Source organism: Streptomyces sp. 5-10 (assembly GCF_014712245.1).
Lineage (GTDB): Bacteria > Actinomycetota > Actinomycetes > Streptomycetales > Streptomycetaceae > Streptomyces > Streptomyces violaceusniger.
On the sequence record NZ_JACVYG010000095.1, the window covers coordinates 1 to 18,333 of the forward strand.

The following is an 18,333-nucleotide window of genomic DNA, read 5'->3' on the forward strand; positions in this document are numbered from 1 at the left end:
TCACCGGCACCCTCCGCCGCGACGACGACACCCCCACCCGCTTCCTCACCCACCTCGCCGAACTGTCCACCAGGGGAACACCAATGGACTGGCCCACCGCGTACACCGGATCACAACCCTCCCGAACCTCGCTCCCCACCTACCCCTTCGAACACGAGACGTTCTGGCTGGACCGCGGCGGTCCGGGCGATGTCCGTGCCGTGGGGCTGGAGGACACCGGCCATCCGCTGGTCGGGGCCGTGGTGAGCGTGCCCGACACCGGAGGTGTGCTGCTCACCGGACGTCTCTCCGTGCGCAGCCATCCCTGGCTGGCCGACCACGCCGTCTCCGGCACCGTCCTGCTCCCGGGTACGGCCATGGTCGAGCTGGCGGTGCGCGCCGGGGACGAGGCGGATACCCCCATCCTGGAAGAGCTGGTCATCAGCCGGCCGATGACGGTGCCGGACGAGGGCACCCTGCACGTCCAGGTGCTCGTCGGCGGCGAGGACCGCGGGCGCCGCAAGGTGGGGGTCTACTCGCGCCCGGAGGGCACGCGGCAGTGGACCGAACACGCCACCGGCACCCTCACCGGAGGGGCTACCGGCACCACAGCCCCGGCGCCCGAGGCCGCTCAGCCATGGCCGCCCGAGGGCTCGGAGCCCGTCGCCCTCGAGGGGTTCTACGAGCATCTGGCCGAGGTCGGGTACGAGTACGGCCCGGCGTTCCGCGGTCTGAGGGCGGTATGGAAGCGGGACGACGAGGTGTTCGCCGAGGTGGCCGTGCCGGAGGAGCAGACCGGGGTGGCCGGGCGGTTCGGCATCCACCCGGCGTTGCTGGACGCCACCCTGCACGCCGGGAACTTCTGCTTCCAGTCCGACGGTGAGCGGCCCACGATGCTGCCGTTCGCGTGGACCGATGTGCGGCTCCACGCCGTGGGCGCCACCGCCGTGCGGGTGCGGGCGACGGTGTCCGACGGGGACGGGCTGTGCGTACGGATCACCGACCCGCAGGGCGTGCCGGTGGCCACGATCGGTTCCCTCCAGCTCCGGGAGACCACGCCCGACCAGTTGCGCGCCCTGTCGGCCTCGTCGGGCGGCAATGCGCTGTGGGCGGTCGACTGGGCCGAGCGCGGGCTCGACGCCGCGGAAGCGCGGTGGGCCACGCTCGGGGAGAGCCGACTCCCGGATTCCCCGCCGGGCCATGCCGATGTCTCCGAGGCCGCGGAGGCCGTGGAGATCGCGGAGGCCGGGGAGCGGCCCGCCGTGTTCGTCGCCGACGTGTCCGCATGGGTGCCGGAGAAGGCCGGGCCCATCGACCGTACGCACGCGCTCTGCGCCCGGGTCCTGGACCTGCTGCGGCAGTGGGTGGACCGGCCCGAACTCGCGGACACCCGCCTGGTCGTCCTCACCCACGGCGCCATGGCCGTCCACGACACCGCCGAGGTCACCGACCCGGCCGCGGCCGCCGTCTGGGGCCTGGTCCGCTCGGCCCAGTCCGAGCACCCCGGCCGTATCCAGCTCATCGACACCGACGACCACTCCCACCGGACCCTGCCCACCGCACTCGCCACCGCCGAGGCCCAACTCGCCCTCCGCGACGCCACCGCCTACACCCCCCATCTGACGCCCGCACCCGCCATCACGCCCGAGCCCCTCACCCTCGACCCCGAGGGAACCGTCCTCATCACCGGAGGCACCGGAACCCTGGGCGCCCTCACCGCCCGCCACCTCATCACCCACCACCACGCGCGCCACCTCCTCCTGGTCAGCCGCCAGGGCCCCGACGCACCCGGCGCCACGGACCTCGCCGGCGAGCTGGCCGAACTCACCGAGACCGGCGCCCACGTCCGCATCGCCGCCTGCGACACCGCCGACCGCGACCACCTCGCCGCCGTCCTCGCCGACATCCCGGCCGACCACCCCCTCACCGCCGTCGTCCACACCGCGGGGACCCTCGACGACGCCCTGCTCACCGACCTCACCCCGCAGCGCCTCGACACCGTCCTGCGCCCCAAGGTGGACGCCCTCACCCATCTCCACGACCTCACCCGCGACCTCGACCTGGCCGCCTTCGTCGTCTACTCCTCCGCCACCGGCACCCTCGGCACCCCCGGCCAGGCCAACTACGCCGCCGCCAACACCTACGCCGACGCCCTCGCCCAGCAGCGCCACGCCGCCGGGCTCCCCGCCACCTCCCTCGCCTGGGGCCTGTGGGAAACCACCAGCGCCCTGACCGCCGGTATGACCACCGCCCAGCAGCAACGCACCCGTGACAGCGGCGTCGTCCCCCTGACCGACGCCGACGGCATGCGCCTCCTCGACACCGCGCTCGCCACCCCTCGCCCTCACCTCGTCCCCCTCACACTCGACCTCGCCGCCCTCCAGAAGAACACCAGCCCGCACACCCTCCCGCCCCTGCTGCGCACCCTCATACGCGGCCACCACCGCCCCACCGCCCACACCACGGCCCAGCCCGAGGACGACGCCCCGTCCCTCGCCCAGCAGCTGGCCGCCCTCGACCCGACCCAGCAGCACCAGCGCCTCACCGAACTCGTCCGTGCCGAAGCGGCGGCCGTCCTCGGACACGCCACCCCGGACGCGGTGGGGCCGGACGACGCCCTCTTCGAGATCGGGTTCGACTCGCTGACCGCGGTGGAGCTGCGCAACCGCCTCAACGCGGCCACCGGCCTCCAGCTCGCGGCGGCGATGCTCTTCGACTACCCCACCCCGTCGATGGCCGCCGAACACCTCCAGGACCAGCTCGCGCTGGAAGCGCCCGCCACGGACAGCCCCGTGGCAGCCCGGAAAGCGGCGGAAGACGACGACCAGAGCACGGAGAGGTGACTGACAGCATGTTCGACGTGGCGAAGTATCTGCGGCGCATCGGGGTGGAGGGGACGCCCCCACCGACCCTCGACACCCTCCGCCATCTGCACAAGCGGCATCTGATGGCGGTCCCGTACGACAACTCCACGGCCCCCGACCGGCTCCCGGCCTCGCGCCACCTGACGAACGTCCCGCTGGACCTGGTGTTCGAGCATGTGGTGACCGAGGGCCATGGCGGAGTGTGCTACGAGCTCAACCGGCTGTTCCACACGCTGCTGGCGGAACTCGGCTACGACGTGCGCATGGTGGCCGCGGCGGTGCGGCAGGCGAACGGGACCTTCGGCCCGGAGCGGGAGCACACCTTCGACCTGGTCCACCTCGATGGGCAGACCCATCTCGTGGACGTCGGCTTCCCCGGGCCGTCGTACGCGGAGCCGCTGTACCTGTCCGAGGAGGAGCAGCACCAGTACGGCTGCTCGTACCGCGTGACCGAACACGACGGCTACCGCGTGGTGGAACGGCGGCCCAAGGAGAGCGATTGGCAGCCGGTGTACCGGTTCCGGCCGGAGCTGGCCGACCCCTCCGGCTGGGACGCGGTGCGGCTGGACAGCCTGGACGACTACGCCCAGGACTCGGTGCTCGCCGGAACCACCTTCCGCAGCCGGGCCACGGACAACGGAAAGATCGTGCTCATCGGCAGGCGCTACTTCACCGTCGAGGACGGGGTGGAGCGCACCAAGGTGCTGGTGAAAGCGGATGAATTCCAGGACGTGGTCGAGCTGATCCTGGCGGGCGCATGAGCGGGAAGGAGACGGCGGTGGACACCGCGCGGGAAATGGACGGCCTCGAGGCCGAGGTGCTGATCGTCGGATACGGACCGGTGGGCCAGCTGCTGTCGGTGCTGCTGGCCCAGCGCGGCCGGCGGGTGACGGTGGTGGAGCGCTGGCCGGAGCCGTACCGGCATCCCCGGGCGGTCGGGTTCGACAGCGAGGCCGCGCGCATCCTGGCCTCGGCCGGGATCGGCGACTCGCTCGACAAGTTCACCGAACCCGCGCGGGACCACGCCTGGCAGAACACGAAGGGCGAGACGCTGATCGACCACGAGGTGGCCGACCGTGGCCACTGCACCTGGCCGGAGGCGCTGTCGGCGTATCAACCGGCCCTGGAGTCGGCGCTGATCGAGCACGGGGCGACACTGCCGCCGCTGCGGATCCTGCGCGGATACGAGGCGGTGGGACTCGCCGACGACGGCGACCACGTGACGTTGACCGTGGTCGGTCCGGACGGGGACAAGACGGACCTCACCGCGCTGTGGGTGGTCGGCTGCGACGGCGCGAACAGCCTGGTGCGGACGGGGGTCGGCACCACCATGACGGACCTCGACTTCTCGTACGACTGGCTGATCTGCGATGTGCGGCTGCACGAGCACCGCGAGTTCCGGCCGAACAACCTGGAGATCTGCGATCCGGCGCGCCCCCGGACGGCGGTGTCCGCGGGCCCCGGCCACCGGCGGTACGAGTTCATGCGGGTGCCGGCGGACGACCCCGAGCACTTCGGCACCGTGGAGAGCGCCTGGGAACTGCTGCGGCTGTTCGATGTGACGCCCGACAACGGCGTCCTGGACCGGCACGCGGTCTACACCTTCCAGGCCCGCTGGGCGGAGCGCTGGCGGACCGGACGGATGCTGCTGGCCGGGGACTCGGCACACCTCATGCCGCCGTTCGCGGGGCAGGGCATGTGCTCCGGATTCCGTGACGCGGCCAATCTGGCCTGGAAACTGGACCTGGTCCTGGGCGGCCACGCGGCGCCGACGCTGCTGGACACCTACACCACCGAGCGGCGGGCACACGTGCGGCACGCGGTGGAGATGTCGGTCGGTCTGGGCCGGGTGGTGTGCATGGCGGACCCCGCCGCGGCGGCGGACCGCGACGCGGCCATGCTGGCGGCGCGCAAACGCAACATCGGCCCGAGCGCCGCCCGCCGCTCCGTGGTGAAGCCGCTCGTGGACGGGCTGCTGCACCGGGACGACCAGGGCCGCCCCGCACCGTACGCCGGCCAGGCGGGCCCCCAGTGGCGAGTGCGCCGCGCGGGGACCACCGGCCTCTTCGACGACGTGGTGGGCACCGGCTTCGTCCTCCTCCACACCGAGGACGTGGTCCCGGCACTGGACGCGCGACGCCTGAAGTTCCTCGACAGCATCGGCACCCGCCTGGTGCGCATGGTCCCCGCGGACACGCCCACGGCTTCCTTGAGGCCACGGGACACACTGGACGTGGAGGGCCGGTACCTGCCCTACCTGTCGGAGATGGACGCGCTGGCGGTGCTGGTACGCCCGGACTTCTACCTGTTCGGCATCGCGAGGGACGAAGACGAACTCCCCGTGCTGGTGGACGACCTGGCAACACAGCTGAGCCCGCCCCCCGCCCTGTCGTAGGGCGCTCCCACGCCTGGACACGACTGGTCCCTTCCCCCGAGCCGCTCGGGGAAAGGGACCAGTTGGTTTCGCACCCTGGAGGGCCGCGGTACCACGGCACACCCAGCGGAGCGTTCAGGTGACGCCCTCGCCCGCCCGTGCCGCGCGGCGGCGTTCGTCACCCGCCTTGACCAGGGCGTATCTGATGGCCAGGGCCGCCGCGTTGACCGCGTGCAGCGCCTCCTGGGCGCCGGTGTATGGGTGTTCCCGGCCGGTGGCGGCGGCCGAGGTGCACTGGGCGGCCTCCAGGCAGGCGACGCACGCCTCCACGAGGGCGTCCGGGCGGGTGCCGGAGTCTCGGCCCAGTTTCGTCAGCAGCCGGGTGATCTCCCGGTGCACTTCGGTGATCGGGTCCGCCGCCATCGGGTCAGCGCCCCCGCGCGGCGTCGTCCGCCGAGGGCCCTGTGCCCCCGGCCGGGGCCAGGGTGAGGAACCGCTGCTCCCACAGGCCGAACACCTCGGTGGCCAGTGCCTCCGACAGCCCGCCCACGACGGTCTTGGCCAGGTCCCCGAGCGTGGTGGTGCCGTCCACCGCGCCGAGCAGTTCGTACAGCTCGGGCGACACCTTCGCGGTCGGGCCTCCGTCGTAGTCGAGGGAGATCTCATGGGTCTTCGCTCCCGCCGAGGCGTCCGGACCGGCCGCCGTGCGCTCGACCAGCCGGGTCACCGGGCGGAATCGCGGCACCAGGGCGCCCAGGTCGGGCGAGGGCTTGGCGCGCACCAGGCAGTCCTCCACCACCAGGGCGTCCAGATCGGTGGTCAGGAAGCTGGTCACCACGTCGTCGAGGCTCTGCACGATGGGTTCGGCGTTGTTGTTGAAGGAGGTGTTGAGGAGCACCGGGGTGCCGGTCAGCTCGCCGAACCGGCGCACCAGGCGGTGGAACCGCTCGCCCGACTCGACCGAGACGACCTGCACCCGGGCGGTGCCGTCCACGTGGGTGACCGCGCCGAGCTCGGTACGCCGCTGCGGCAGCACCGGCACCACGAAGGACATGAACTCGTGGTGGCCCTCCGCGCCGGAGAGGTCGAAGTAGTCGGGGGCGGCTTCGGCGGTCACGACGGGGGCGAACGGGCGGAAGCCCTCGCGCTTCTTCACCATCGCGTTGATGCGGGTGCGGTTCTCCTCGGGGCGTGCGTCCGCGACGATACTGCGGTGGCCCAGGGCGCGGGGCCCGAACTCGGACCGGCCGTACGCCCAGCCGAGCACCTCTCCCCCGGCGAGGAGTCCGGCCGCGGTCTCCACGGCGTCGTCGGGGAACTCCACATCGATCAGCGGCGCCCAGTCGGCCAGCCGGGACCTGATCTGCTCCCGGTCGCCCAGCGCCGGGCCGAGGCTCGCGCTGACCAGTCGCTTCTTCGGCCGTTGGAGGGTGCCGAGGCCGGCCGCCGCGGCGTAGGCGGCGCCCTCGCCCGCGCCCGCGTCGTGCGAGGCGGGGTGCACGAACACCTCGTCGAACAGCCCGGATTTCAGGATCAGACCGTTGAGGCTGGAGTTGTGGGCGACGCCGCCGCCGAAGCACAGGCGCGACAGGCCACTGGTCTTCGCCCAGTGCTGGAGGATGTGGAGCACGATCTTCTCGACCGTCTCCTGGAGCGCGGCGGCGAAGTCGCGGTGCTCTTGGGTGAACGGCTCGCCCTTGCGGCGCGGGCGGAAGCCCTCGGCGTAGAACAGCGGGCTGACCAGGTTCGGCACCATGATGTTGCCGTGCAGTTCGTACTCGCCGTTGTCGTGGAGGGTGTAGAGCTTGGAGAAGGTGTCGCGGTAGGTCTCGGGGTTGCCCCAGGGGGCCAGGCCCATCACCTTGTACTCGTCGCCGAAGCCGTAGCCGAGCAGATAGGTGGCGTTCAGATAGAGCCCGCCCAGTGACTTGGGCACGGGGTAGTCGGCCAGCTTCTCCAGATGTGTGCCCTCGGCCCGGTAGACGGTGCCGGAGTGCAGCTCGCCACGCCCGTCCAGCACCAGGACCAGGGCCGAGTCCATGCCGGAGTGCAGATACGAGGAGTACGCGTGTGCCTCGTGGTGCGGTACGTACACCAGCTTCTCGTCCGGCAGGTCCCAGTCCAGGCCCTCCTTCAGCCGCTCCCGGATCAGCTCCCGGGAGTAGCGCAGCGGCACCCGCGGATATTCGGTGTAGAGGTGGTTGAGGACGGTGTCGATGTGGTTCTCGGGAAAGTAGTAGCCGACCGCGTCGACGTCCTCGGGCCGCGCACCGGCCAGGGCCAGGCACTCGCGGACCGCGTTGAGGGGAAATTTCGTCGTCTTTTTGATCCGGTTGAGCCGCTCCTCCTCCACCGCGGCCACGAGTTCGCCGTCGCGGATCAAGGAGGCCGCCGAGTCGTGGAAGAAGACCTCGCCCAGCTGCGGCACCACATCGGTGTCCGCGGCGGAGAAGTTGCCGTTGAGCCCGAGCACAAGCACAGTGATCACCCAAACCAGTCAGAGGCGAACGCGAGGATCCGGGGCGGAAGCACCCGCCGGTCAGCGGGAGTGCGGCAGCGCCGCGTCGGCGAGTTCAGGCGCGGTCAGCCGCAGCGTCGTCGGGGCCGGCTGGACCGCGGGGGTGAGGTGGAGGCGTTCGACCCCCTCCTCGCCGGGAACCGCGAGGGCGGAGGTGCACCCGCAGGTGGTGTCGGCGAACCCGGCGAAGCGGTAGGCGACCTCCATCATCCGGTTGCGGTCGGTGCGCCGGAAGTCGGCGGCCAGATGCACTCCGGCCCGCGCCGCCTGATCGGCCAGCCAGTTCAGCACGGTGGACCCGGCACCGTAGGAGACCACTCGGCAGGAGGTGGCGAGCAGTTTCAGATGCCACACCTTCGGGTGCCTCTCCAGCAGCACGATGCCGACGGCCCCGTGCGGGCCGAACCGGTCGGCCATCGTGATGACCAACACCTCGTGGGCGGGGTCGGTGAGCAGTCCGCGCAGTACGGAGTCGGGGTAGTGCACCCCGGTGGCGTTCATCTGGCTGGTGCGCAGGGTCAGTTCCTCGACCCGGGACAGCTCCCGCTCGGTGGCGCGGGCGATGGCCATCCGGATGTCCAGGGTGCGCAGGAACTCCTCGTCGGGGCCGCTGAACTCGGCCCGCTCGGCGTCCCGGCGGAACCCCGACTGGTACATGGTCCGGCGCTGCCGCGAGTCCACGGTGACCACGGCGGGGCTGAACTCGGGCAGTCCGGTGAGCCCGGCCACGTCCTCGGCCGGGTAGCAGCGCACCTCGGGGAGCCGGTACGCGACCTCGGCTCGTTCGGCCGGCTGGTCGTCCACGAAGGCCATGGTGCGGTGCGCGAAGTTCAGCCGCTCCGCGATCGCGCGCACCGCCTCCGACTTGGGCCCCCAGCTGATGTGCGGCAGGACGAAGTACTCGGCGAGGCCCAGCGCCTCCAGGCGCGCCCAGGCGTGGTCGTGGTCGTTCTTGCTGGCGACCGACTGGAGGATGCCACGCTCGTCGAGGGTGGTGATGACATCGCGCACCCACTCGAACGGCAGCACCTCGCCGTCCTCGAGCAGGGTGCCGCGCCACAGGGTGTTGTCCAGGTCCCAGACCAGACATTTGACGGCCGTCGGCGGCTCGCTCCCGCTCACGGGCTTCCCCTCCGTCATACTTGCACCTTCCTCCGGGTGTGCTGGGTCGGCTTCCGCGTGTGCTGGGCCAGGATGAGCTGGCAGATCTCGCTGGTGCCCTCGATGACCTCCATCAGCTTCGCGTCGCGGTACGCCCGGGCCACCACATGGCCGTCGGAGGCCGCGGCGGACGCCAGGAGCTGTACGGCGCGGGCCGCGCCCTCGGCCGCCTCGCGCGAGGCCACGTACTTCGCGTGCACCGCGTCCACCGCCATGTCGGGCGAGCCGGTGTCCCAGGAGGCGCTGGCGTGTTCGCAGGCCCGGGTGGCGTGTCGCTCCGCGACATACAGCTCGGCCAGGTGCCGGGCCACCAACTGGTGCTCGGCGAGTACGCGGCCGGACTGCTCCCGGGTGGCGGTGTGCGCCGCGGCGGCGTCCAGGCATGCGCGCAGGATGCCGACACACCCCCACGCCACGGACATCCGCCCGTAGGTGAGCGCGGCGGTGGTCGCGAGCGGCAGCGGCAGCCCGGTGCCACCGAGTACGTGGTCGGCGGGCACCCGGACCGCGTCCAGGGTGATGTCCGCGTGGCCGGCGGCGCGGCAGCCCAGCGGGTTCGGCACCCGTGTGATGCGGACCCCGGGGGCCCCGGCGGGAACGACCACGGCCGTGGCACCGCCCCGGTATGTCCCGAACACCACCAGCAGATCGGCGTAGTGGGCTGCGGTGATCCACACCTTCCGCCCGGTGACGACCACGTGTGCGCCGTCGTCGGCGATCTCGGTCTCCATGGCCGACAGGTCGCTGCCCGCCCCGGGCTCGCTGAACGCGACCGCCGCCAGGTCGCCGGAGGTCAGCCGGGGCAGGAAGGTGTCCCACTGCTCCGGGCCGCCGAGCCTCCGCACGGTCCAGGCCGCCATGCCCTGCGAGGTCATCACGCTGCGCAGGGAGCTGCACCGGGCGCCGACCCGCGCGGTGAGCTCCCCGTTGGCCCGGCTGTCCAGGCCGGTGCCGCCGTGTTCGGGGCCGACCTGTGCGCACAGCACTCCGGAGGCGCCGAGTTTGACCAGCAGGTCGCGGGGCAGCTCCCCGGCCACGTCCCAGGCGTCGGCCCGGTCGCCGATCAATCCGCTGACCAGTTCCGCGTGGCTGGTGGCGGCGTCGGTCACGGCTGTGCCTCGCGCAGCCGAAGGACCATCGCGGTCATCGCGTTCACCGTGCGGAAGTTGTCCAGCGCCAGGTCGGGGCCGCTGATCACCACGTCGAAGGACGACTCCAGGTGCACGACCAGCTCCATGGCGAACATCGAGGACACGGCGCCGCTGCTGAACAGATCGGTGTCCGGGTCCCAGGTCTGCTTGGTGCGCTGTTCGAGGAACCGCTGCACCTCCTGCGCCACCGTCTCGGCGGTGTGGCTGCCCGGCTTCGATGAGATGGTCACGCCAGTTCCTTCCCGTATGCGTAGAACCCGCGGCCCGACTTGCGGCCCAAGTGGCCGTCGCGGACCTTCTCCAGCAGCAATTCACTCGGCGCGCACCGGGAGTCTCCGGTGCGTATCTGTAGCACGCGCAGCGAGTCGGCGAGGTTGTCCAGGCCGATCAGATCCGCGGTGCGCAGCGGCCCGGTGCGGTGGCCGAGGCACTCCCGCATGAGGTCGTCCACGGCCTCCACGGTCGCCGTGCCCTCCTGCACCACCCGGATCGCGTCGTTGATCATCGGGTGCAGCACCCGGCTGGTGACGAACCCCGGCCCGTCGCCGACGACGACCGGCTTGCGCTCCAGCACACGCAGCAGATCCGTCACGGCGGTCATCACCGCCTCCCCGGTACGGGGGCCGCGGATCACCTCCACCGTGGGGATCAGATAGGGCGGGTTCATGAAGTGGGTGCCGACCAGCCGCGCCGGATCGGCGATGAAACCGGCCAGTTCGTCGATCGGGATGGACGAGGTGTTCGAGATCAGCGGCACCTGGGCTCCGGTGAGCCCGGCGACCGCCTCGAGCACCTTGGCCTTGGTGGGGATGTCCTCGGTGACGGCCTCCACCACGGCGGTGGCGTCCCGGCCGTCGGCCGGGGACCCGGTGACCGTCAGCTCGCCCCGCGGGCGGCCGGCCGGCAGGGCTCCCATGAGCTGGGCCATGCGGAGCCGTTCGGTGACGGCGGCCCGCGTCCGGCCGGCCCTGGCCTCGTCCACCTCGACGACCGTCACCGGGATTCCGTGGCCGACGGCGAGCGAGGTGATTCCCAGTCCCATCGTTCCTGCGCCCAGCACCATCAGCCGCGGCGCTTCCGCATGTCCGCTCATTCATCGCCTCCGCAGCGCGTTGTGAACAACGTGCCGACCATGACACGCGCTTCCGCGTTCACGATATTCTCCGGGCGATCGCGCAAATCCCCTAAGGATCCCCCCTAGACCCCCCTCAGCCGGAATATGAGTGCCGGAATTCTGGAAGAGGCCATTGCGCGCCGCGTCGGCAGATTCATAGCATCGGTCGCATTGACTTTCTCTGGACCTTCCCTTTCACCTTTGCGGGGTGCGGCAATCCGATGGCTCAGCAAGTCGATGTGACCGAGGAAATTCTCGGCTATGTACGGGAACTGTCCCTGCGCGATGACGAGGTCCTGGCCGGGCTGCGGGCGGAGACCGCCGGTCTGCCGGCCGCACAGGCCATGCAGGTGATGCCCGAGGAGGGCCAGCTCCTCGGGCTGCTGGTGCGGCTCGTCGGCGCCCGTGCGGTGCTGGAGATCGGCACCTTCACCGGATACAGCACACTGTGCATGGCGCGGGCGCTGCCGGCCGACGGCGCGCTGATCACCTGCGACATCACGCCGAAGTGGCCGGGGCTCGGCCGCCCGTTCTGGGAGCGGGCCGGAGTGGCGGACCGCATCGATGTGCGCATCGGTGACGCGAAGGACACCCTGGCCGGACTGCGGCGGGAGGGCCGGGAGTTCGACCTGGTCTTCATCGACGCGGACAAGACCGGATACGCCCACTACTACGAGGAGTCGCTGGCGCTGCTCCGGCGCGGCGGGCTCATCGTCCTGGACAACACCCTCTTCTTCGGCCGGGTGACGGACCCGGCCGCGCAGGACGCCGACACCACCGCCCTGCGCGAGGTGAACAAGCTGCTGCGCGAGGACACGCGCGTCGAGATCACCATGCTCACCATGGGTGATGGCATCACGCTCGCGGTCAAGCGCTGACACCGCCCGCACCGCACAGCCACGACGGCCGTGTCCCGGGGCCTCCCGGGACACGGCCGTCCGTCGTCACGCCAACTCCATGCGGTCGGCGTAGAGTTCGGTGGGCAGCTGCTCCCGGTGCTTGATGTCCAGTTTGCGGAACACCCGGGTCAGATGCTGCTCCACGGTGCTGGCCGTGACGTACAGCTTCCCGGCGATCTCCCGGTTGGTGTAGCCCATGGCGGCCAGCGACGCGACCCGCCGTTCGGAGTGCGTCAACCGCTCGATCCCGGTGACCGACTTCGGCATCAGCACCGTGGCCTGGGACGGGTCGTCGGCCGGCAGCCACTCCTCGTACAGCGACGCCGCTTCGCACATCTTCGCCACGTGCCAGGCCCGGCGCATGGTCCGGCGGGCCTGCTTCTTCTCGCCGAGCGCGTGGTACGCCTGGCTGAGGTCCCACAGCGTGCGGGCCAGCTCGTACTTGTCCTCCTGCTCGGTGAACAGCCCCACCGCCTCCCCCAGCAACTGCGGCCGCCGCTTGGCCGAGCTGGTGGCCGCCAGGAGGCGCAGCGACTGCCCGCGGGCCCGGGCACCGTCCGTGTGCGGACGGCTGAGCTGCTGGTAGACCAGGATCCGGGCCTGGTCGTGGTTGCCCTGTGCGAGCCATGCCTCCGCCGCCCCGATCCGCCATGGCACCGGGTCGCAGCCGCTGCTCAGACCCCAGTCGGTGAGCAGCTCACCGCACAGCAGGAAGTCCGCGAGGGCCGCCTGGTGGCGGTTGGCCGCGAGGAAGTAGTGGCCTCGGGCGTACAGGTAGTGCAGCCCGTAGGAGCTCTTGAACATGGCGTTGGGCACGGTCTGCGCGACGTGGAACCCCGCCTCCTCGTGCCGGCCCATCCGTGTGCACGCCAGGATGAGGGAGCCGAGCGGCAGCCCGACGGCCACGCCCCACGCGCCGGGTGAGGCGTGGGTGAGGGCGGCCCGGGCCCGCTCCGCGGCCTCGGCGAGGTCACCGCGGCGCAGGGCGATCTCCGACCTGGCCGCCGCCAGCACCGCCTGCCGCATGGGGACGTGCGGTCCGGCGCCGGTCTCGCCGAGCGCGCCCTCGCACCAGGCGGACGCGAGGTCGAGCCGGCCGCCGTAGACCAGTGCGAGCAGGGCGAACAGCCCCGCCTGCTCCTGGCATGCCGGGTCGTGGCCGAGTTGCAGTTCGCGCAGTACCTCCTCGGCGCGCCGCACGGTGTCGTGGGTCTGCCCGCCGGTGAGCACGTCCGCCAGCACCGTACCGGCCCGGGGCCACACCGCCGCCCGCGTGACCGCGGAGCCACCGTGGTGCGCCGGGGCGGTCCGGCGCTCGGCCAGCCAGGGGTAGGTGCAGGTGAGCGCCGCCTCGATGGCGTGCAGCTGGTCCGTGGCGGCGGGGTCGCCGCGCAGATGGGCGAGCAGCCCCTCCACGTCGGTCAGGCCGCCCTTCCACAGGAGCTGCATGAGGAGGGTGACGCTGTCGGGGAGGCCGAGGCGGCCGGCACGGACGGCGCCGTAGAGCGGTGCGTGGTGGCGGGTGGCGGTGGAGGGGTTGATCTTCCATTCCGCCTCGGCGAGTTTGGCCTGGAGTGCGGCGCGCCGGTCTTCGTGCGGGCACTGCGCGAAGGACTGCTCCAGCAAGTCGACGGCGATGGACGGCTCTTCGCCCACCGCCACCTGCTCGGCCACCTCCAGCAGCACCTCCGCCGGCCAGGAGTCGGGGATCTGCCCGGCGCGCACCAGGTGGCGGGCGATCGTGGTGGCGGGCCTGCCCTGGTCGTGCAGCAGCCGAGCGGCCCGCTGGTGGAGGGTCCTGCGCGCCTGCGCCGGCATGTCGTTGAGCACGCCGAGCCGTGCCACCTCGTGCCGGAACGCGCCCTCGTCCATCAGCCCGGCCCCGGTCAGCGCCGCCAGCACCTGGCTGATGGGCTCGGGCTCGTGTCCGGTCAGCCAGGCGAGGTCGGTGGCGGGCAGGGAGGCGCCCGCCACGGCCAGGGCGCGCACCACGTCCAGGAAGATCGGCTCATTGCGGTGCAGACAGCTCAGGAAGGACTGGCCGTAGCCGGCCTGGCGGGGCTCGCCGTGCTCGCGGTAGTCGGACAGCAAGGTGTGCAGCAGCAGCCGGTTGCCACCGGTGGCGGCGTAGACGTCTCCTGCGCGGTGGCTCGCGGTCTCGCCCAGCTCCGCCACGACCACCTCGGCCACTTGCTCGCGGGAGAGCGGGCCCAGGCCGATGCGGTGCAGGCTCTGGGAGCGCAGCAGTTCGTAGCGGAGCGGCAGGGACGGCGCGGGCAGGCTCAGGTCGTCGGTGAACACGGCCGCGATCCGTGCCGAATCCAGGCGCCGCACCAGTTGGAGGAGGAAGTGCGCGGAAGGCCCGTCGCTGTGCCGCACATCGTCCACGGCGAGCAGCAGCGGCGTGTGCTCCGCATGGTCGATCAGCGAGGTGCACAGCCGATGGCACAGCCGGGCGATCTCGGCCTGGTCCGCCGGATCACTGGTCCCGTGGAGGATGGCCGACAGCCCCGGCACCTCGGGCAGCCCGCCCGGTGACTTCCAGACGCCCCGGGCCAGTTGGGAGACGACGCCGAAGGGGAGGTCCCGTTCGCTGGGCGAACACGTCGCCGTGACGGCGAGACAGTCGGCCTCCGCGGCTCGCTCGGCGAACGACCGGAGCAGGGTCGTCTTTCCGCAGGCCAGCGGTCCGTCCACGAGAAGGGCCTGCCCGGGCCGCACCGAAGAGTCACCGAATGGATGTCCGAGGTGCGCCGCGGCATTCCCTATCCTCTCCGTCGGACGGGAATTCCGCTCGGTATTCACCGGCATGGCATAGCTGTAGGGCATGTTCATGGTCCCCGATCGAGGTCGACGAAATGCGGACTCGCGGCCCTTGGTCAGACCAAACGTTGATCGGGAAACGATTCCATCAGCACGCCCGTACCAGCATCAACCCCTACCGGAACCTCCGCCCCCTAGCCGACCCCGACGCATCTCGTTTTACGCGCCGGACCGTTCTGTTATCCAGGGCGCGCGCCGGGTGGTCAACCCCCTACCGGGAACGTGTGCCCCTAAAGCGAACGGGCCGAATACCCGTGGCCTATGGCGATTCCGGCTCGCGGCACATCGCCCCTCCGGCTCGCGGCGTATCATCCTTCCGGCTCGCGGGGCATCTCCGCGAGGGTGGCGCTGACGGTCTCCTCGGCGATCCCGCGCACCAGTCCGGGCCCCTCGGGTCCGTCCAGGACGAACGTCAGCCCGTCGGTGGCCTTCTTGTCCAGGCGCATCAGCTCCACCAGCTCGGGGACGGAGACATGCGGGGGCAGCCCGGTCGGCAGGCCGTAGCGCGCGACCACGTCGCGGTGCTCGGCGACCCGCTCCGGGCCGATACGCCCCAGCGCGCCGGCGAGCCGTCCGGCGAACACCGTGCCGATGGCCACGCCCTCCCCGTGCCGCAGTGCGAACCCGGTGGCACGTTCCAGGGCATGCCCCAGGGTGTGGCCGTAGTTGAGGAGGTGACGCGGGCCCGAGTCGCGTTCGTCCGCGGCGACGACGCCCGCCTTGAGCGTCACACTGGCCGCGATCTGGTCGAGCAGCGGCAGCCGGTCGAGATCGGGCGCGCCGATGAAGTGGCAGCGGGCGATCTCACCGAGGCCGTTGCGCCACTCTCGTTCGGGCAGGGTGTCCAGGTGGTCGAGGTCGCAGAGCACGGCCGCGGGCTGCCAGTAGGCACCGACCAGGTTCTTGCCCTCGGGCAGATTGACCGCGGTCTTCCCGCCGACGCTCGCGTCCACCTGGGCCAGCAGCGAGGTCGGCACGTGGACCACCGGTGTGCCCCGGTGGTAGAGGGCGGCGGCCAGGCCCACCGTGTCGGTCGTGGTGCCGCCGCCGCAGGACACCACCACATCCGAGCGGGTCAGCCCGAACCCGACGAACCGGCGGCACAGGTCCGTCACGGCGGCCAGGTCCTTGGCCTCCTCCCCGTCGCGCGCCCGCACGACGAGCGAGGGCACTCCCGGGTCGGGGGTCCGCTCGGGGGGCCGCGCGGTGACCACCACCGCCTTGCGCGCGCCCAGGGCGGCCACCACCTGCGGGAGCAGCCGCTGCACACCGTGTCCGATGTGGACGGTGTACGAGCGTTCGGCCAGCCCGACGGTGACCTGCCGGGAAGCAGACGCGGAACTGGCGGCCGGACTGGAAGTCGACGTGGTCAAGACTGCCTTCCCCTCGCTCGCGCGGCCCCGGCGAGAAGCCGTCTCGCCGGGGCCGCGATTGGGTGTGGAGCGCTTTGCCCTAATCCTCTACCGTGATCGCGGCTGCCGGGCAGAGGAACGACGCCTCGGCGACGCTGTCGCGGAGCGCGAGCGGGGGCTTCGGGTCCAGCAGGACGACGGCCCCGTCCTCCTCCCGCTGGTCGAACACCTCCGGCGCGGCCAGCGCGCAGTGTCCGGCCGCGCAGCACTTCTCCTGATCCACCGAGACCTTCACCATGGTGCTCCCCTCTCCTTCTGTCGTCCGCCCGGCCGCCGGTCCGCGGTCACCAGGCGACGGGCACACGGGCGACGCCGAAGTTCATCGACTCGTACAGGAACGCCAGGTCCTCGAACGGGACCTCCAAGCGCAGCGTCGGCAGCCGGCGCAGCAGGGTCTCCAGGGCGATCTGGAGCTCGACCCGGGCGAGGGTCTGCCCCAGGCACTGGTGCACGCCGAAGCCGAAGGCGACGTGCTCACGGGCGTTCGGCCGGCTCAGGTCCAGCTCGTGGGCGTCCGCGAAGTGGGGATCGCGGTTGGCGCTGGGCAGGTTGATGATCACCCCTTCACCGGCCGGGATGAGCACGCCGCCGACCTCGACGTCCTCGATGGCCACCCGTCCGGTGCCCTCCTGGACGATCGTGATGTACCGGAGCAGTTCGTCCACCGCGTTGGGCATCAGCCCGGGGTCCGCCCGCAGCCGGGCGAGCTGGTCGGGGTGGCGCAGCAGCAGGACGGTGGACAGGGCGATCATGTTGGCGGTGGTCTCGTGCCCGGCCAGCAGCAGCACCAGGGCGGTGGCGACCACCTGCTGCTGGGTGAGCGCGCCCGTCAGCTCCTGGTCGACGATGAGCCGGCTGAGGAGGTCGTCCCCCGGGGCGGCGCGCTTGGCCGCACACATCCGGGAGACGTAGTCCACCATCACGCCGAGCGCCGCGCCCATCTCCTCGGTCGACACGGTGAAGTCCATGACCCCCTGTGACGCCCGCTGGAACTCGGCGAAGTCGGCGTCCGAGACCCCCAGCATCACGGCGATCACCTGGGACGGCAGCGGGAAGGCGAAGTCGGCCACCAGGTCGGCCGGCGGCCCCTCGGCGATCAGCCGGTCCAGGAGGCCGTCCACGATGTCCTGGATCATCGGCCGCATCGCCTCGGTGCGCCGGATGGTGAAGTGCGCGGTGAGCATGCGGCGGATCCGGGCGTGCTCCGGATCGTCCATCCTCCCGAGGTTGAACACATCGGCCGGCACCTCGAACTTCACGAAGCGGGGCATCGCCTTGTGCGTGCCGTCGGCGCTGAACCGGTCGTCGCCGAGCACGGTCCGCGCCTCGTGATAGCCGGTGACGAGGAACGGCGTGCTGCCGTCCCACATCCGCACCCGTGTGACGGCGGACCGCTCGCGCAGCTCCTCGTATCCCGGCGGGGGTGAGAACGGGCATGCAGCAGCCCGCAGTTCGGGGTAGTCGCGTATCTCGTCCATACCTGTCCGTCCCGTCAGTCGCTCCATCGCCACCACTGCGCCGCCTACGGATTGCCAAGTCTGGTCCGCGCGCCCGCCCCCCAGTCCCCTAACCACTCCCCTATCCCCCCTTGCCTCGGGGCGGCGCCGTCAGCGGGAGCGCGCTCAGCAGGAGGACGCGCCCGTGGCACCTATGAGCAGCCACAGACGACGCGAGAGCTCCTGCCGGTTGCCCACCGAGAGCTTGCGGTAGATGCGGGTCAGATGCTGCTCCACGGTGCTGACGGTGATGTACAGACTCTTGGCGATCTGCCGGTTGGTCATTCCGGACGCCGCCAGCGTGGCCACGCGCCACTCGGCCTCCGACAGCACCGGTTGCTCGGCGCTCTCGGCCACTGTGCCGGGGGCGTCGTCATCGTCGCCCCCGGGCTCGGCCGCTTCCTCGAACAGCTGAGCGCTCGCGGCGCTTCCATCGCCGTCCACCACGAGCTCCCGTCGGCTCTCGTGCTGGGCGCTCATCCCGCACTCGTCCATCAGCCTCTGCACCTCATGCCAGGTGGTGCGCGCCTGTTGGGTCTCCC

15 protein-coding genes are annotated in these 18,333 nt (G+C 71.6%); 4 read left to right on the top strand and 11 right to left on the bottom strand.

Features of this window, described 5'->3' with window-relative positions:
* The 3 genes from IEJ02_RS46145 to mhpA all read left to right on the top strand — a co-directional run.
* A partial coding sequence (locus IEJ02_RS46145) for a type I polyketide synthase (RefSeq protein WP_191070263.1) occupies positions 1-2,822 on the top strand: 2,822 nt, incomplete at its 5' end.
* Positions 2,819-3,604, top strand: coding sequence for an arylamine N-acetyltransferase family protein (locus IEJ02_RS46150; RefSeq protein WP_317986091.1), 786 nt, complete (start codon positions 2,819-2,821; stop codon positions 3,602-3,604). The genes IEJ02_RS46145 and IEJ02_RS46150, both read left to right, overlap by 4 nt.
* Positions 3,601-5,238, top strand: coding sequence for a bifunctional 3-(3-hydroxy-phenyl)propionate/3-hydroxycinnamic acid hydroxylase MhpA (mhpA, locus tag IEJ02_RS46155; RefSeq protein WP_223865535.1), 1,638 nt, complete (start codon positions 3,601-3,603; stop codon positions 5,236-5,238). Before IEJ02_RS46150 ends, mhpA begins: the two co-directional genes overlap by 4 nt.
* 114 nt (positions 5,239-5,352) lie before the next feature.
* On the opposite strand, the gene IEJ02_RS46160 is transcribed toward mhpA, so the two are convergent.
* The 6 genes from IEJ02_RS46160 to IEJ02_RS46185 are packed head-to-tail and all read right to left on the bottom strand — an operon-like array spanning position 5,353 to position 11,140.
* Positions 5,353-5,640: an O-linked N-acetylglucosamine transferase gene (locus IEJ02_RS46160; RefSeq protein WP_191070264.1), complete on the bottom strand. Its 288-nt coding sequence runs from the start codon at positions 5,638-5,640 to the stop codon at positions 5,353-5,355.
* A 4-nt stretch (positions 5,641-5,644) separates the two neighbouring features.
* Positions 5,645-7,705 (bottom strand): carbamoyltransferase family protein, encoded by a 2,061-nt coding sequence (locus IEJ02_RS46165; RefSeq protein ID WP_191070265.1) that lies wholly within the window; start codon positions 7,703-7,705, stop codon positions 5,645-5,647.
* Between the two features lie 51 nt (positions 7,706-7,756).
* On the bottom strand, positions 7,757-8,875 hold the full coding sequence (locus tag IEJ02_RS46170) for an HAD-IIIC family phosphatase (protein WP_191070266.1): 1,119 nt from the start codon (positions 8,873-8,875) through the stop codon (positions 7,757-7,759).
* Entirely contained in the window at positions 8,872-10,005 is a 1,134-nt protein-coding gene (locus IEJ02_RS46175) for an acyl-CoA dehydrogenase family protein (protein WP_191070267.1), read from the bottom strand. The genes IEJ02_RS46170 and IEJ02_RS46175 overlap by 4 nt, the downstream gene beginning before the upstream one ends.
* Positions 10,002-10,277, bottom strand: a complete 276-nt coding sequence (locus IEJ02_RS46180; RefSeq protein WP_137976786.1) for an acyl carrier protein — start codon at positions 10,275-10,277, stop codon at positions 10,002-10,004. The genes IEJ02_RS46175 and IEJ02_RS46180 overlap by 4 nt, the downstream gene beginning before the upstream one ends.
* The gene (locus IEJ02_RS46185) at positions 10,274-11,140 is read right to left on the bottom strand and encodes a 3-hydroxyacyl-CoA dehydrogenase family protein (protein WP_191070268.1); all 867 of its coding nucleotides are present in this window, start codon (positions 11,138-11,140) and stop codon (positions 10,274-10,276) included. The genes IEJ02_RS46180 and IEJ02_RS46185 overlap by 4 nt, the downstream gene beginning before the upstream one ends.
* 242 nt (positions 11,141-11,382) lie before the next feature.
* On the opposite strand from IEJ02_RS46185, the gene IEJ02_RS46190 reads away from it, so the two are divergent.
* Positions 11,383-12,039 (top strand): class I SAM-dependent methyltransferase, encoded by a 657-nt coding sequence (locus IEJ02_RS46190; protein ID WP_137976788.1) that lies wholly within the window; start codon positions 11,383-11,385, stop codon positions 12,037-12,039.
* Positions 12,040-12,105: 66 nt separating this feature from the next.
* Here the strand turns inward: IEJ02_RS46190 and IEJ02_RS46195 are convergent, their stop codons facing one another.
* From IEJ02_RS46195 to IEJ02_RS49495, 5 genes are all read right to left on the bottom strand, one after another.
* Positions 12,106-14,895, bottom strand: coding sequence for a helix-turn-helix transcriptional regulator (locus tag IEJ02_RS46195; protein ID WP_317986092.1), 2,790 nt, complete (start codon positions 14,893-14,895; stop codon positions 12,106-12,108).
* A 296-nt stretch (positions 14,896-15,191) separates the two neighbouring features.
* Entirely contained in the window at positions 15,192-16,256 is a 1,065-nt protein-coding gene (locus IEJ02_RS46200) for a 3-dehydroquinate synthase family protein (RefSeq protein WP_137976791.1), read from the bottom strand.
* 79 nt (positions 16,257-16,335) lie between these two features.
* Positions 16,336-16,530: a ferredoxin gene (locus IEJ02_RS46205; RefSeq protein WP_191070273.1), complete on the bottom strand. Its 195-nt coding sequence runs from the start codon at positions 16,528-16,530 to the stop codon at positions 16,336-16,338.
* Between the two features lie 49 nt (positions 16,531-16,579).
* On the bottom strand, positions 16,580-17,773 hold the full coding sequence (locus tag IEJ02_RS46210; protein WP_191070270.1) for a cytochrome P450: 1,194 nt from the start codon (positions 17,771-17,773) through the stop codon (positions 16,580-16,582).
* Positions 17,774-17,917: 144 nt separating this feature from the next.
* A partial coding sequence (locus IEJ02_RS49495; protein WP_223865537.1) for a helix-turn-helix domain-containing protein occupies positions 17,918-18,333 on the bottom strand: 416 nt, incomplete at its 5' end.

Bases quoted from the DNA above. Each gene is read 5' to 3' on its own strand.
- mhpA (WP_223865535.1), top strand. From the start codon at position 3,601: ATGAGCGGGAAGGAGACGGCGGTGGACACCGCGCGGGAAATGGACGGC.
- IEJ02_RS46160 (WP_191070264.1), bottom strand. From the start codon at position 5,640: ATGGCGGCGGACCCGATCACCGAAGTGCACCGGGAGATCACCCGGCTG.
- IEJ02_RS46170 (WP_191070266.1), bottom strand. From the start codon at position 8,875: ATGACGGAGGGGAAGCCCGTGAGCGGGAGCGAGCCGCCGACGGCCGTC.
- IEJ02_RS46185 (WP_191070268.1), bottom strand. From the start codon at position 11,140: ATGAGCGGACATGCGGAAGCGCCGCGGCTGATGGTGCTGGGCGCAGGA.
- IEJ02_RS46190 (WP_137976788.1), top strand. From the start codon at position 11,383: ATGGCTCAGCAAGTCGATGTGACCGAGGAAATTCTCGGCTATGTACGG.
- IEJ02_RS46195 (WP_317986092.1), bottom strand. From the start codon at position 14,895: ATGAACATGCCCTACAGCTATGCCATGCCGGTGAATACCGAGCGGAAT.
- IEJ02_RS46210 (WP_191070270.1), bottom strand. From the start codon at position 17,773: ATGGACGAGATACGCGACTACCCCGAACTGCGGGCTGCTGCATGCCCG.